The following is a 14,197-nucleotide window of genomic DNA, read 5'->3' on the forward strand; positions in this document are numbered from 1 at the left end:
TTCGGCAAACCCCGCCAGTCAATTCGTGTCGAGCCGCTTTATCGCCGTCGCGCGAACCGCCAAGATTGCCATCAAGGCCGGTGCGACGCGACAGGCGCGACCGGTACCCATCCATCGAAGGTCTTCCGACCGAGGAATGAAATCATGAGCAAGCTGGCAGGCAAGGTGGCAATCGTCACGGGCGGTTCCAAGGGGATCGGCGCCGCGATCGCGAAGGCGCTGGCCGTCGAAGGCGCGTCGGTCGTCGTCAACTATGCGAGCAGCAAGGCAGGCGCCGACGCCGTCGTGAGCGCGATCGTCGAGGCGGGCGGCCGCGCGGTCGCGGTCGGCGGCGACGTGTCGAAGGCAGCGGATGCGCAACGCATCGTCGACACCGCGATCGAGACCTATGGCCGTCTCGACGTGCTGGTCAACAATTCCGGCGTGTACGAATTCGCGCCGATCGAGGCGATCACCGAGGAGCACTATCGCCGGCAGTTCGATACGAACGTGTTCGGCGTGCTGCTGACGACGCAGGCGGCCGTCAAGCATCTCGGCGAAGGCGCGAGCATCATCAACATCAGCTCGGTGGTGACGAGCATCACGCCACCCGCGAGCGCGGTGTACAGCGGCACCAAGGGCGCCGTCGACGCGATCACCGGCGTGCTCGCGCTCGAACTCGGCCCGCGCAAGATTCGCGTGAACGCAATCAACCCGGGGATGGTCGTGACCGAAGGCACGCACAGCGCGGGCATCATCGGTTCGGATCTCGACCGGCAGGTGCGCAGCGAGACGCCGCTCGGCCGCCTCGGCGAGCCGGACGACATCGCGTCGGTCGCCGTGTTCCTCGCATCCGACGATGCGCGCTGGCTGACCGGCGAGCGCCTCGTCGCGAGCGGCGGGCTGCACTGACCGAGCGAGTCGGCGCGCGCCGCTACGCGATCATCGCGAGCGCGCTCGCGCCCACATGCCAGCGCAGGCTCTCGACGACGAGCGCGTGATCGCGTTCGTCGTCGAGCCCCGCGATCGTCATCGCGCCGACGATTGCACCGCCGGCAAGCCGCAACGGCACGCCACCGCCGTCGAGCGCATAGTCGGCGTCCGACAAGCCCTGCGACTGCAACGACCAGCCGGCGCGGCGAAAGCGCGCGCCGACCTCGAGCGAACTGACGCCGAACCGGAACACCGTGTTCTGCCGGCGGCGGATCGCGTCGCTGTCGTCCGCGCGGCTGCCGTCGAGCGCGCAATAGAACAGCGGCGCGGCTTCACCGACGATGCCGACCGCGATCGGCAGCCCGCGGCGCGACGCGAGATTGACCGCGATGTCGCCGAGCCGGCGCGCGACGTCGGCATCGAAGTGCGGCAGCATCGGGGCCGACGCGGTATCGCCGAAGGGCGTGGGTGCAAAGCGCGGGAAGGGGATCGCCATGGCAGCTCCGGGTCGTCGCAAGTCCGGCTCGGGCGCGCGCGTGCCGCGTCGCGCGCCGGCCGTCGATCGTTCAGCGCATCAACATGTCAGCGCTTGGGCGCCGCGTCGAGCATCCACTCGTGCGCGGGATCGTTCCTGAACGCCCATGCGCGGCTTGGCCCGGCCATCACGTTCAGGTAGTACAGGTTGTAGCCGTGCGGCGCGACCACCGGGTGATAGCCGCGCGGCACCATCACGACGTCGTGGTTCTCGACCGCGCACGCTTCGTCGAGACTGCGATCGTCTGTATACACGCGCTGGAACGCGAAGCCCTGCGGCGGATCGATCCGGTGGTAATAGGTTTCCTCGAGCGACGTTTCGTCGGGCGCCGCGTCGCGATCGTGCTTGTGCGGCGGATAGCTGCTCGAATGGCTCGCGGGCGTGATGACTTCGACGACCAGCAGCCGGTCCGCGGCCGGGTTGTCGCCCATCAGGATGTCGCACACGTAGCGCGTGTTGGTGCCTTGCCCGCGCACCGCGCGGCGCATCCGTTCGCCGTCGAGGCGCTGCACGCGCTTGTCGCCGCTCGCGTAGGGCGCGGTGCACAGCGCGACTTCCGCGTCGCGCGTCGCGACCAGCGTGACGGTCTTGCCGCCGGGCACGTACAGCGCGTCCGGCGACACCTCCTCGAACACGCTGTCGCGCTTGCCGAGCGCATCGTAGGTTTCGCCGTCGACTTGCGCGCGCAGCGTGCCCGTGAGCACGACGACGCACAGTTCGCGCGCGCCCGTGTCGAGCGTTTCGGTGTCGCCGGCCTTCAGGCGCAGCGCGCGAAAGCCGACGTGTTTCCAGCCGGCCGACTCGGGCGTCACGTTGCAGATCTCGCGGTCGGCCGATGCCTTGACCAGCAGGGGAGAAATCGTCATGGAGTGGGGCTCCGCAATGGGGTGACAGCGGGGGTGACAGGGCTCACGCGCTCAACCGGTCGACGATCGCGCGCAGCGACTCGTAGCCCTTCTTCGCATACTGATAGCTCGGCGCGACGGCCGGATCCTGCTCGGCCTCGACGACGAGCCAGCCTTCGTAGCCGGCGTCCTTCAGCGTGCGCAGCGTCGCTTCGTAATCGAGCGCACCGTCGCCCGGTACCGTGAAGGTGCCGTTGATCACGCCGTTCAGGAAGCTCCAGCCGCCGTTGCGCGCCTGCGTGACGACCTGCGGGCGCACGTCCTTGCAGTGCACGTGCACGACGCGCGCCACATGCTTCCTCAGCAGTGCGACCGGATCGGCCGCGCCGCCGAAATACGCGTGGCCCGTGTCGAACAGCAGGAACACCTTCGCGGGATCGGTCAGCGCCATCAGCCGGTCGACGTCGTCCGGCGATTCGACGTACGCGCCCATGTGGTGATGGTAGGCGAGCTTGATCCCGTAGGTCTCGAGCAGGTGCGCGCCGAACGCGTCGAGGCGTGCCGCGTAGCGCCGCCAGGATTCATCGTCGACGAAGCGCGGCCGCTTCGCGACCGGCGTGTCGATGCTGCCCTGGATCGTGCCCGCGCATTCGCCGTACACCACGACCTTGACGTCGTTGACCTGCAGCTTCGTCATGTGCGCGCGGCAGCGCTCGATTTCGGCGGCGACCGCGTCGGCATCGCTCAGGCCCGGCTCGACTTCCGCGAGGAAACCCGAATACCAGCCCGACACGCACACGAGCCCGAACTCGGCGAGCTTCGCCTTCAGCTCGGGGCCCGTCTTCGGGAACTTGTTGCCGAGCTCGAAGCCCGCATAGCCGATCTCGGCGCCTTCCTTCAGCGCCGTCTCGAGCGGCGTCTCGCCGCCGAGCGACGGCAGGTCGTCGTTCATCCACGACAGGGGATTGATACCGATGCGAACGTTCCAGCTCATGACGTGTTTCCTTGGTTCGAATGTTGTACTCGCGGGGGCGGGGCGGGGAAACGACTCAGCGCCGCTGCCGGGTTTTCTCGTCGAGATACGCCTGGTGCGCGCGTTCGACACCGGCGCGCGCGGATACCTGCGGCACCGCGACTTCCCACCACGCGCCGCCGTCCGCGGTCGTGCGTTCGTGCGTCGTGTCGATCACGAGCACCTGGCTCGTCTTCGCCGCGCGCGCACGCTTCATTTCGCTGCGCAACTCGCTCACGTCGCGCACGTGCACGGCTTCGGCGCCCATCGCGCGCGCATGCATCGCGAAGTCGATCGTCGAGCGCTCGCCGCCTTCCGGCACGCAGTCGTCGAGCATGTTGTTGAAGCTCGCGCCGCCGCAATTGAGCTGCAGCCGCTCGATGCAGCCGTAGCCGCGGTTGTCGAGGATCACGACGATGATCTTGCGGCCGAGCATCACGGACGTCGCGAGCTCCGCGTTGAGCATCATGTACGAGCCGTCGCCGACGATCACGATCACTTCGCGCTCGGGCCGCGCGAGCTTCGCGCCGAGGCCGCCCGCGACCTCGTAGCCCATGCACGAGTACGCATAGTCCATGTGATAGTTGCCCGGCACGCCGCTGCGCCACAGCTTGTGCAGCTCGGCGGGCAGCGTGCCGGCCGCGCACACGACGAGATCGTCGTGCGCGCTGTCGCGCCCCGCATCCGCCGCCGAGTCGCGCACCGCACCGATCACTTCCGCGTCGTACGGCAGCGTGTCCTTCGGGATGCGCGTGGTCAGCTCGGTCACGCGCGCATTCCACGCGGCGGCGTGGTCGCGGTTCGCGGCGGTCCACGCCGCATCCGCTTGCCAGCCCGCGAGCGCGGCCGACAACTGGCCGAGGCCCGTGCGCGCATCGGCGATCAGTTGCCGGCCGCGTTTCTTGCCCGCGTCGAACGGCTGCACGTTCAGGCTCAGCAGCGTCGCATTGCCGAACAGCGCATGCGAGCCGGTCGTGAAGTCCTGCAGGCGCGTGCCGACCGCGAACACCACGTCGGCCTGCGCGGCCGCGCGATTCGCGGCGGGCGAGCCCGTCACGCCGATCGAGCCGAGGTTCAGCGGGTGGTCCCACGCGAGGCTGCCCTTGCCGGCCTGCGATTCGGCGACCGGCACGCCGTGCGTGTCGGCGAACGCGCGCAGCGCGTCCCACGCCTGGCTGTACAGCACGCCGCCGCCGGCGACGATCAGCGGTTTTTTGGCGGCCTTCAGCACGTCGAGTGCATCGGCGAGTTCGAGCGCGTCGGCCGGCGGCCGGCGCATCCGGATCACCGGCGGCGCGAAGAAATCCTCGGGCCAGTCGTACGCGAAGGTCTGCACGTCCTGCGGCAGCGCGAGGCACACGGGGCCGCACTGCGCGGGGTCGGTCATCACCTGGATCGCGCGCGGCAGCGCGACGAGCAGCTGCTCGGGCGACGTGATCCGGTCGAAGTAGCGCGTCACCGGCCGGAAGCAGTCGTTCGCGCTGACGTCGCCCTGTTCGAAATCCTCGACCTGCTGCAGCACCGGGTCGGGCAGCCTCGATACGAACACGTCGCCGGGCAACAGCAACAACGGCAGCCGGCCGACGTGCGCGAGCGCGGCGGAGGTCAGCATGTTGGTCGCGCCGGGGCCGATGCTCGACGTCGCGGCCATCATCCGCTGGCGGAAATTCGCTTTCGCGAACGCGACGGCCGCATTGGCCATCCCTTGCTCGTTGTGCGCGCGCAGCGTCGGCAGCCGGTCTCGTTCGGCGTGCAGCGCCTCGCCGAGCCCGGCCACGTTGCCGTGGCCGAAGATCGCGAACACGCCGCCGCAGTACGGCAGGATCTCGGTGCGGCCGTCCGGCTGGACGACTTCGGCGCGCAGGGCGGCCAGGTAGCGCACGAGCGCCTGGCTGACGGTCAGTCTCACGGTGGTGGTCATCGTCTGTCGATCATGAAGAGTCGGGTGGTCATCACAGGCGCGGGCATCAGGCCGCGGCGGCGGCGCGCGCGGCGGCACGGCGGCCGAGCCATGCGTCGACCAGCTGCGCGAAATTGCCGGCGACTTCGTCGATCAGCGCCTGGTCGTCGATCCGGCCGGCGAGCCAGTTCAGCGACGCGTCGGCCCACAGCGTGCGCCCGACCATGAAGCCCTTGACGATCGGGTTGGTCGCCGAGCGGAAGCTGTCGACCAGGTACTGCAACGGCTGGTTCAGCCCGAGGATCACCGCGCCGCGGCAATGACGATCGCGCTCGGCCACGAGCGTCTCGAGCCGCGCCCAGCCGTCGGCGCTCATCGGCGCGAGCTTCCACCATTCGGGCATCACGCCGAGGTTGTAGAAGCGCGCGACCGTGCGCAGCACCGCGTCGTCCTCGGTGCCGGCCGGCGTGACCGCGCGCGGCGGAATGATTTCCAGCAGCAGCTCGTTGCCGCTCTCGCGCGTGGCTTCCCACAGCTCCAGCACGCGCTGCTCCTGCGCGACGCGCAGGTCGACGTCGTCGTCGGGGTGGTAGTGGACCAGGCACTTCACGACCTGTTCGGTCGGCCAGTGCGTGAGCGACGAGCCGACCGAGCGCGTGTCGTCGAAGCACAGCGGCCGCGAGCCGGGCAGCTCGACCGGGCGGCCGACCCACCAGCCGCGGCCGGTGGCCGACGCGAGCGCGTCGCTGCCGTATGCGCCGCCGTCGATCAGCACGCCGACATGGCCTTCGATCCGGCGATCGCGCTCGACCTGTTCGGCCGCGCGCACGAGCAGGCGCTTCAGCGTCTTGATCCGCGCTTCATCCGCGCCGGCCTGCACCGCGAGTTCGTAGAACTGGCTGCGATGGTCGAACGCCATCACGCACAGGTCGTCCCATTCGCGGCGCGGCACCGTCACGCGATGCAGGTGGGCGAGCGTGCGATCGGCGTCCACCTGCGGGTTGCGGCTGCCGCCGAACCAGTGCGCGAGTTCGGCCGGCGTCGGCATCGCGGCCGAACACGCGTGGCGCGACACGACGATCGCGCCGCACGCATTCGCGATGCGTGTCGCTTCCGCCCAATCGCGTCCGCGCAGCAGCCCGGACAGCAGGCCCGACAGGAACGCGTCGCCCGCGCCGAGCACGTTCAGCACGTCGACGCGTTCGCCGTGGAAGGTCGGCGCATCGTCGATGCGCGCGGGGATGTCGCCCTCGATCACGCAGCAGCCGAGCGCGCCGCGCTTGACCACCAGCACCGCGCCGCTCGCGCGGCGCACGGCCTGCAGCGACGCGATCAGGTCGTGCGGCACGCCGCCCGCGATCAGGAACTCCTCCTCGGTGCCGACCAGCAGGTCGAATTCGCCGAGCACCTGCTGCAGCTGCCGCGTGACGTGCGCGTCCGGCACGTAGCGGTTCTCGCCCGCGCCGCGCGCGGTGAGCCCCCACAGCACCGGCCGGTAGTCGATGTCGAGGACGCGCACGACGCCGTGGCGGCGCGCGTAGCCGAGCGCGGTCAGCGACGCTTCGCGGGTGGCTGGCGTCGAAAGATGGGTGCCGGTGATCGCGAGCGCGCGGCAGCCGGCGATGAAGTCCTCGCGGATCTCGTCGGCGCGCACGGCCATGTCCGCGCAGTTCTCGCGCACGAACAGGAGCGGGAACGTGTCGCGATCCTTCAATCCGAGCAACACCAGCGCGGTGAGCCGCTCCGGATCGGTTTGCAGCTGGCTCGTGTCGCAGCCTTCGCGCTCGAGCGTCTCGCGCACGAAGCGGCCCATCTGCTCGTCGCCGACGCGCGAGATCATCGCGGTCTTCAGCCCGAGCCGGGCGACGCCGAACGCGACGTTGCCCGACGAGCCGCCGAGATACATCTGGAAGGTGCGCGCGTCCTCCAGGCGGCTGCCGTACTGTTGCGCGTAAAGGTCCACGGCGACGCGGCCGAGGCAGGCGAGATCGATGGGGCGGTCAGTCGGAAAGTTCAACGGGCTCATATCACGTATCACGCTCGCGGCCGGCGTTCGACCCTGCCGGCGGATTGGGGGACCGATCCTGCGACGAGGGTTCGTCGCGTCCGCGGCACGACACGAGAGCGCCTGCCGCAAGGAATCGGGCTACGGAACGGAGTCTAGACTTTTTGGAAATCCAGTTCCCTAGGTGAAATCACGTAGAAATAAATTTCCAAATTTTCGAGGAAGTGATCTACAGTTTCATCCGGATGCTTCAGTCCGTATCGGACTCGGCCCGGCGGCGCGCAACGCGCCGTTTTCCGCCCCCGGAGATGAGGAGACAAAGTGATCATGAAGACCAAGCTGATGGCCGCCGCGGCCGCCGCGATCCTGGCCATGCCGCTCGCGCATGCCGAGAAGATCGGCGTGACGATGGCATCGTTCGACGACACGTTCCTGACGATCCTGCGCAACAGTATCGGCGAAGCGGCGAAGAAGGACGGCGCGACCGTGCAGATCGAGGATGGCGGCAACGACGTCGGCAAGCAGTTGAGCCAGGTCCAGAACATGATCGCGCAGAAGGTCGACGCGATCATCGTGAATGCGGTCGACACCGACGCGACGCCGAAGATCACGAAGATGGTGACCGCCGCGAAGATCCCGCTCGTGTACGTGAACCGCAAGCCGGTCGATTTCGACAAGCTGCCGGCAGGCGTCGCGGTCGTCGCGTCCGACGAGAAGCAGTCGGGCACGCTGCAGGCGCGCCAGGTGTGCAAGCTGCTCGGCGGCAAGGGCGACATCCTCGTGCTGATGGGCGAGCTGTCCAACGAGTCGGCGCGCGCGCGCACCAAGGACATCGAGGACGTGATCGCGACCAAGGACTGTGCCGGCATGAAGATCGTCGACAAGCGCGAAGGCAAGTGGAGCCGCACGCAGGGCCAGGACATCACGATGAACTGGCTGAGCTCCGGGACGAAGTTCGACGCGATCGTGTCGAACAACGACGAAATGGCGATCGGCGCGATCAACGCGCTGAAGGCCGCGCGCAAGCTGACGCCGAAGACGGTCGTCGCCGGCATCGACGCGACGCCGGACGGGCTCGCGGCGATGAAGAGCGGCGACCTGAAGGTGTCCGTGTACCAGAACGCGGCCGGGCAGGGCGCGCAGGCGGTTGCGGCCGCGCTCAAGCTGGCGAAGAAGCAGCCCGTCGACCGCTTCGTGAACGTGCCGTTCGAGCTTGTCACGCCGGAGAACATGAACCAGTACGCGAAGCACTGACCGGTTTTTCCGCTGAATTGCGCGGGCCCGGCGTGTCCGGGTTCGCGTGTGACTTTCGAGGAACGTCCATGTTTACAGCCAGGATGGCGCGCTCGATGGCCAGCGAAAGCGCGCCGGCCGCCTCGTCCGCCGCACCGGGTTCGTCCGGTGCGCCCATGGCCGATTGCGTGCTCGAGGTGCGCGGCGTCGGCAAGTCGTTTCCCGGCGTCGTCGCGCTCGACGGCGTGCAGTTCCGCGTGCGCCGCGGCACCGTGCATGCGCTGATGGGCGAGAACGGCGCCGGCAAGTCGACGCTGATGAAGATCATCGCCGGCGTCTATACGCCCGACCAGGGCGAGATCCTGATCAACGGCGAGCCCGTCGTGCTGAACGGCCCGCTCGACGCGCTCGATCGCGGCATCGCGATGATCCACCAGGAACTCAACCTGATGCCGTACATGACGGTCGCGGAGAACATCTGGATCCGCCGCGAACCGAAGAACCGCTTCGGCCTGATCGATCACGCCGAGCTGCGCCGCCGCACCGCCGCGCTGTTCGAGCGGCTGTCGATCGACATCGATCCGGAAGCCGACGTGCGCACGCTGACGGTCGCGAGCCGCCAGATGGTCGAGATCGCGAAGGCCGTGTCGTTCGACTCCGACGTGCTGATCATGGACGAGCCGACCTCCGCGCTGACCGAGAAGGAGGTCACGCACCTGTTCCGGATCATTCGCCAGCTGCGCGAGCAGGGCAAGGGCATCGTCTACATCACGCACAAGATGAACGAGCTGTTCGAGATCGCCGACGAGTTCTCGGTGTTTCGCGACGGCAAGTACATCGGCACGCACGCGTCGACCGACGTCACGCGCGACGACATCATCCGGATGATGGTCGGCCGCGAGATCACGCAGATGTTCCCGAAGGAGGCGGTGCCGATCGGCGACGTCGTGCTGGCCGTGAAGAACCTCGGCGTCGACGGCGTGTTCCGCGACGTCAGCTTCGAGCTGCGCGCGGGCGAGATCCTCGGCGTCGCGGGCCTCGTCGGCTCGGGGCGCTCGAACGTCGCGGAGGCGCTGTTCGGCGTCGTGCCGGCCACCTCGGGCGAGATCCTGATCGACGGCAAGCCGGTGCGCATTGCCACGCCCGCGCAGGCGATGAAGCACGGGATGGCGTTCCTCACCGAGGACCGCAAGGACACCGGCTGCTTCCTGAGTCTCGACCTGCTCGCGAACATGGAAGCGGCCGTGCTCAGCAACCGCTACGTGAAGTTCAACTTCGTGCGGCAGGCGCAGCTCAGGCGCGACTGCGAGGAAATGAGCCGGATGCTGCGCGTGAAGGCGCCCGGGCTGCACGAGGAAATCCAGAACCTGTCGGGCGGCAACCAGCAGAAGGTGCTGATCGGCCGCTGGCTGCTGACGCAGCCGCGCATCCTGATCCTCGACGAGCCGACGCGCGGGATCGACGTCGGCGCGAAGGCCGAGATCCACCGGCTCGTCAGCGCGCTCGCCGGCAAGGGCGTCGCGGTGCTGATGATCTCGTCGGAGATGCCGGAAGTGCTGGGAATGAGCGATCGCGTGATGGTGATGCACGAAGGGCGCATGACCGGCATCGTCGATCGCAAGGACGCCGACCAGGTCCGCATCATGGATCTCGCGTCGCGCTGAGCCGAAACAAGAGTGGAGACAACTGAAATGGGCAACCTGAATCCGGTCGCGGACGCGCAGTCCCTGACGATCAAGACGCGGCACGCGAAGTGGCCGCCCGAACTGAGCATCTTCCTGGTGCTGGTGGGCATCAGCCTGTTCTTCGAGGTGATCGGCTGGCTCGTCGTCGGCCAGAGCTTCCTGTTCAACGTGGAGCGGCTCGAGATCATCGTGCTGCAGATGGCCGTGATCGGCATCATCGCGGTCGGCGTGAACCTCGTGATCATCACCAGCGGGATCGACCTGTCGTCGGGCTCGGTCGTCGCCGCGGCGGCCGTCGTGTCGGCCAGCCTCGCGCAGGTGTCCGATTTTCCGCGTGCGGTGTTCCCGCACCTGACCGACCTGCCGATCATCTGGCCGGTGCTGGCAGGCGTGTGCGTGGGGCTGCTGGTCGGCCTCCTGAACGGCTCGCTGATCGCGCTGACGGGCATCCCGCCGTTCATCGCGACGCTCGGCACGATGGTCGCCGCGCGCGGCTTCGCGAAGTGGTTCACGAACGGGATGCCGGTGTCGATGCTGACCGATCAGTTCGCGGCGATCGGCGCCGGTGCGAACCCGGTGATCATCTTCGTCGTGGTGGCCGCGATCTTCCACGTCGTGCTGCGCTACACGCGTTTCGGCAAGTACACGTATGCGATCGGCGCGAACCGCCACGCGGCCGTCGTGTCGGGCATCAACGTGACGCGCCACCTGGTGTTCGTGTATGCGATCGCGGGCCTCCTGAGCGGGATCGCCGGCACCGTGACGGCCGCGCGTGCGATCTCCGGCCAGTCGGGCATGGGCGTGATGTACGAGCTCGACGCGATCGCGGCGGTCGTGATCGGCGGTACGTCGCTGTCGGGCGGCCTCGGGCGCGTGACGGGCACTGTGATCGGCGTGCTGATCCTCGGCGTGATGACGTCGGGCTTCACGTTCATCCGGATCGACGCGTACTACCAGGAGATGGTCAAGGGCGCGATCATCGTCGCGGCCGTGATCGCCGACCAGTACCGCAACAAGAAGTCGCGCCGCTGAGCGGCCGCGACCGATTTCCAGATTGCCCGGGAAGAAGATGAAGATCGCTCTGGATCCCTACATGATTCGCCACGTGCCGCTCGACCGTCTGCCGCACGCGGTTGCCGAGCTTGGCTACGACCAGATCGAGCTGTCGCCGCGCAGCGACTTTCTCGACTGGTGGGTGATGCCGCGCGCGACGCGCGAGCGCATGGCCGCGTTCCGGCACGCGCTGCGTGCAAGCGGCGTGGGCCTCGCGTCGCTGCAGCCGATGTACCGCTGGGCCAGCCCGTTCGAGGACGAGCGGCAATGGGCGGTGCGCTGCTGGAAGAAGGCGATCGAGGTCGCGCTCGAGATGGAGTGCACGCTGATGGTGTCCGAGTTCGGGCGCGGCGCGTCGCCGGAGCGCTCGGTCGGCGAGCGGCCGGGCGCGAACCCGAAGGAGCTGTGCGAAGCCGCATGGTTTCGTTCGATGGACGAGTTGCTGCCGATCCTCGAGCGCGAGCGCATCGTGCTGTCGGTCGAGCCGCATCCGGAGGACTGGATGGAGCAGCTGCAGCCGGCGATCGACATCGTCACCAATATCGGCTCGCCGTCGCTGAAGCTGTCGTACATCGCGCCGCACACGTTCTACTACGGCGACGACATGGCCGCGATGATCGCGCGGGCCGCGCCGATTCTCGCGCACGTGCGCGTGGCCGACACCTTCGACCACCGCAAGAGCAGCCAGCTGCGCTACATCGTGAACCCGCCCGGCTCGAACCAGGTCCGCGTGCACCAGCATCTCGACATCGGGCAGGGCGAGATCGACTGGGACCTGTTTTTCCGCGCGCTCGGCGAGGCCGGCTTCGACGGCGTGATGTCGTCGTGCGTGTTCGCGTGGGAGGACCGCGCGGAAGCGTCGTCGCGCTACATGCGCGAGACGATCCAGCGCTACGTCGAGCGCCATTTCGAGCGCGCGGCGCGCTGACGGATTGCTGACCGGTGCGGCGAATGCCGCGCCGCAAATGAACGACTGGAGACTTTTAGATGACCTTGCAAATCGGCGTGATCGGCTGCGGCGCGATCGGCCAGGACCATATTCGCAGATTGACCCGCACGCTGTCCGGCGCGCGTGTCGTGGCCGTCAACGACATCGATCCGCAGCAGGCGCGCGACGCGGTGACGAAGTACGGGCTCGACGCGGAAATCTACGGCGACGGCCACGAAGTGGTCGCGGCCGCCGACGTGCAGGCCGTGCTCGTCACGTCGTGGGGGCCGACGCACGAAGCGTTCGTGCTCGACGCGATCGCGCACGGCAAGCCGGTGTTCTGCGAGAAGCCGCTCGCGGTGACGGCCGAAGGCTGCATGCGCATCGTCGAGGCCGAGGTCGCGCATGGCCGCCGACTCGTGCAGGTCGGCTTCATGCGGCCGTACGACGAAGGCTATCGTGCGCTCAAGCGCGTGATCGACAGCGGCGAAATCGGCGCGCCGCTGATGCTGCATTGCGCGCACCGCAACCAGTCCGTCGGCGAGCGTTACACCACCGACATGGCGATCACCGACACGCTGATCCACGAGCTCGACGTGCTGCGCTGGCTGCTCGGCGAGGACTACGCGAGCACGCAGGTCGTCTATCCGAAGAAGACGCGCCACGCGAGCGCGCATCTCGCCGATCCGCAGATCGTGCTGCTCGAAACCGCGAGCGGCGTGCGCATCGACGTCGAGATCTTCGTCAACTGCCAGTACGGCTATGACATCCAGTGCGAGGTGGTCGGCGAGAACGGCATCGCGAAGCTGCCCGATCCGCCGGCCGTCGGGCTCAAGCACGCGGCGCGGCAATCGGTCGAGATCATGACCGACTGGAAGGAGCGCTTCATCGCGTCGTACGACGTCGAGCTGCAGGCATTCATCGACGGCGTGCGGCAGGGCGCGCTGACCGGCCCGTCCGCGTGGGACGGCTACGCGGCGGCGGTCGCGGCCGACGCATGCGTGCGCGCGCAAAAGAGCGGGGCGGTCGAGCCGATCGCGATGGCCGAACGCCCGGCGTTCTATCGCGGCTGACCCGTGGCCGCGTCGCCACGCACGCGGCTGCGCGCCGCTTTCCTGCCGGACTGACCGACATGACGATGAAGATTGGCTGCGCGCCCTGCTGCTGGGGCGTCGACGACGTGAACAACCCGCACCTGCCGCCGTGGCGGCAGGTGCTCGCCGAGGCCGCGCAGGCCGGCTACTCGGGCATCGAGCTCGGGCCCTACGGCTATATCCCGCTCGACCTCGACGTGGTGAGCGCCGAACTCGACCGGCAGCGCCTGAGCATCACCGCCGGCACGATCTTCGACGACCTGGTGGCGCCGGAGAACCTGCCGAACCTGCTGCGCCAGACGCGCGAGATCTGCGCGTTGATCACGCGGCTGCCGAAGCTGCCGACCCAGCACGGCCAGCGCTACGCGGCGCCGTACCTGGTCGTGATGGACTGGGGACACGAGGAGCGCGACTACGCGGCCGGCCATGCCGAGCGCGCGCCGCGCCTGTCCGCCGAACGCTGGGCGCGGATGGTCGACCATATCCGCCAGATCGCGACCATCGCGCGTGACGAATTCGGCGTGCGCGCGGTGATCCATCCGCATGCGGGCGGCTACATCGAGTTCGCGGACGAGATCGACCGGATCGTCGCCGACATCGCGGCCGACACGGCGGGCCTGTGTCTCGACACCGGCCACCTGTACTACTCGGGGATGGATCCCGAAACGTGGCTGCGCCGCCATGCGGCGCGGCTCGACTACGTGCATTTCAAGGACATCGATGCGGCCGTGTACGGCGCGGTGATGGGCGAGCACATCGCGTTCTTCGCGGCCTGCGCGCGCGGCGTGATGTGCCCGATCGGCAACGGCGTGCTCGATTACCGCGCGATTCGCCGCGCGCTCGACGACATCGGCTATGCCGGCTATATCACGATCGAACAGGAGCGCGATCCGCGCAATGCCGGCACGAGCCTGCGCGACGTCGCGGCGAGCCGCGCGTTTCTCGCGTCGGCCGGGTTCGCATGAACGATCGACTATCTGAACCTCTGAACACCT

12 protein-coding genes are annotated in these 14,197 nt (G+C 68.3%); 7 read left to right on the top strand and 5 right to left on the bottom strand.

From position 1 onward, the window contains the following. The first annotated feature begins 144 nt into the window (after nt 1-144). The gene (locus DIE22_RS30080; protein ID WP_124501052.1) at nt 145-891 is read left to right on the top strand and encodes a glucose 1-dehydrogenase; all 747 of its coding nucleotides are present in this window, start codon (nt 145-147) and stop codon (nt 889-891) included. Nucleotides 892-913: 22 nt separating this feature from the next. Here DIE22_RS30080 and DIE22_RS30085 read toward each other — a convergent pair whose 3' ends face one another. From DIE22_RS30085 to iolC, 5 genes are all read right to left on the bottom strand, one after another. Continuing rightward, complete coding sequence (locus tag DIE22_RS30085; RefSeq protein ID WP_124501051.1) at nt 914-1,408, bottom strand: heme-degrading domain-containing protein; 495 nt, start codon at nt 1,406-1,408, stop codon at nt 914-916. Between the two features lie 86 nt (nt 1,409-1,494). After that, the gene (gene iolB / locus DIE22_RS30090) at nt 1,495-2,313 is read right to left on the bottom strand and encodes a 5-deoxy-glucuronate isomerase (protein WP_124606701.1); all 819 of its coding nucleotides are present in this window, start codon (nt 2,311-2,313) and stop codon (nt 1,495-1,497) included. A 43-nt stretch (nt 2,314-2,356) separates the two neighbouring features. Beyond that, nucleotides 2,357-3,286: a myo-inosose-2 dehydratase gene (gene iolE, locus DIE22_RS30095; RefSeq protein ID WP_124606702.1), complete on the bottom strand. Its 930-nt coding sequence runs from the start codon at nt 3,284-3,286 to the stop codon at nt 2,357-2,359. Nucleotides 3,287-3,341: 55 nt separating this feature from the next. After that, the gene (gene iolD, locus DIE22_RS30100; protein ID WP_124501048.1) at nt 3,342-5,225 is read right to left on the bottom strand and encodes a 3D-(3,5/4)-trihydroxycyclohexane-1,2-dione acylhydrolase (decyclizing); all 1,884 of its coding nucleotides are present in this window, start codon (nt 5,223-5,225) and stop codon (nt 3,342-3,344) included. Nucleotides 5,226-5,271: 46 nt separating this feature from the next. Further along, nucleotides 5,272-7,230, bottom strand: a complete 1,959-nt coding sequence (gene iolC, locus DIE22_RS30105; RefSeq protein ID WP_124501047.1) for a bifunctional 5-dehydro-2-deoxygluconokinase/5-dehydro-2-deoxyphosphogluconate aldolase — start codon at nt 7,228-7,230, stop codon at nt 5,272-5,274. A gap of 306 nt (nt 7,231-7,536) precedes the next feature. Between iolC and DIE22_RS30110 the strand changes: the two genes are divergently transcribed. The 6 genes from DIE22_RS30110 to DIE22_RS30135 all read left to right on the top strand — a co-directional run bounded on the left by DIE22_RS30110 (nt 7,537) and on the right by DIE22_RS30135 (nt 14,167). Then, entirely contained in the window at nt 7,537-8,463 is a 927-nt protein-coding gene (locus DIE22_RS30110) for a sugar ABC transporter substrate-binding protein (RefSeq protein WP_124501046.1), read from the top strand. Between the two features lie 68 nt (nt 8,464-8,531). Beyond that, nucleotides 8,532-10,106, top strand: a complete 1,575-nt coding sequence (locus DIE22_RS30115; RefSeq protein WP_124501045.1) for a sugar ABC transporter ATP-binding protein — start codon at nt 8,532-8,534, stop codon at nt 10,104-10,106. A 27-nt stretch (nt 10,107-10,133) separates the two neighbouring features. Next, nucleotides 10,134-11,159: an ABC transporter permease gene (locus DIE22_RS30120; RefSeq protein ID WP_124606718.1), complete on the top strand. Its 1,026-nt coding sequence runs from the start codon at nt 10,134-10,136 to the stop codon at nt 11,157-11,159. Nucleotides 11,160-11,196: 37 nt separating this feature from the next. Continuing rightward, entirely contained in the window at nt 11,197-12,108 is a 912-nt protein-coding gene (locus tag DIE22_RS30125; protein ID WP_124606703.1) for a sugar phosphate isomerase/epimerase family protein, read from the top strand. A gap of 59 nt (nt 12,109-12,167) precedes the next feature. Beyond that, on the top strand, nt 12,168-13,181 hold the full coding sequence (locus tag DIE22_RS30130) for a Gfo/Idh/MocA family protein (protein ID WP_124606704.1): 1,014 nt from the start codon (nt 12,168-12,170) through the stop codon (nt 13,179-13,181). A gap of 59 nt (nt 13,182-13,240) precedes the next feature. Beyond that, nucleotides 13,241-14,167 (top strand): TIM barrel protein, encoded by a 927-nt coding sequence (locus DIE22_RS30135; protein ID WP_124501042.1) that lies wholly within the window; start codon nt 13,241-13,243, stop codon nt 14,165-14,167. Nucleotides 14,168-14,197 lie beyond the last annotated feature (30 nt).

Source organism: Burkholderia sp. Bp9142 (assembly GCF_003853415.1).
GTDB lineage: Bacteria > Pseudomonadota > Gammaproteobacteria > Burkholderiales > Burkholderiaceae > Burkholderia.

Excerpts from the sequence above, each read along its gene's own strand:
- DIE22_RS30125 (WP_124606703.1), top strand. The coding sequence starts at position 11,197 with ATGAAGATCGCTCTGGATCCCTACATGATTCGCCACGTGCCGCTCGAC.
- DIE22_RS30135 (WP_124501042.1), top strand. The coding sequence starts at position 13,241 with ATGACGATGAAGATTGGCTGCGCGCCCTGCTGCTGGGGCGTCGACGAC.
- DIE22_RS30115 (WP_124501045.1), top strand. The coding sequence starts at position 8,532 with ATGTTTACAGCCAGGATGGCGCGCTCGATGGCCAGCGAAAGCGCGCCG.
- DIE22_RS30120 (WP_124606718.1), top strand. The coding sequence starts at position 10,134 with ATGGGCAACCTGAATCCGGTCGCGGACGCGCAGTCCCTGACGATCAAG.
- iolC (WP_124501047.1), bottom strand. The coding sequence starts at position 7,230 with ATGAGCCCGTTGAACTTTCCGACTGACCGCCCCATCGATCTCGCCTGC.
- DIE22_RS30130 (WP_124606704.1), top strand. The coding sequence starts at position 12,168 with ATGACCTTGCAAATCGGCGTGATCGGCTGCGGCGCGATCGGCCAGGAC.
- DIE22_RS30110 (WP_124501046.1), top strand. The coding sequence starts at position 7,537 with ATGAAGACCAAGCTGATGGCCGCCGCGGCCGCCGCGATCCTGGCCATG.
- iolD (WP_124501048.1), bottom strand. The coding sequence starts at position 5,225 with ATGACCACCACCGTGAGACTGACCGTCAGCCAGGCGCTCGTGCGCTAC.
- DIE22_RS30085 (WP_124501051.1), bottom strand. The coding sequence starts at position 1,408 with ATGGCGATCCCCTTCCCGCGCTTTGCACCCACGCCCTTCGGCGATACC.
- DIE22_RS30080 (WP_124501052.1), top strand. The coding sequence starts at position 145 with ATGAGCAAGCTGGCAGGCAAGGTGGCAATCGTCACGGGCGGTTCCAAG.
- iolB (WP_124606701.1), bottom strand. The coding sequence starts at position 2,313 with ATGACGATTTCTCCCCTGCTGGTCAAGGCATCGGCCGACCGCGAGATC.
- iolE (WP_124606702.1), bottom strand. The coding sequence starts at position 3,286 with ATGAGCTGGAACGTTCGCATCGGTATCAATCCCCTGTCGTGGATGAAC.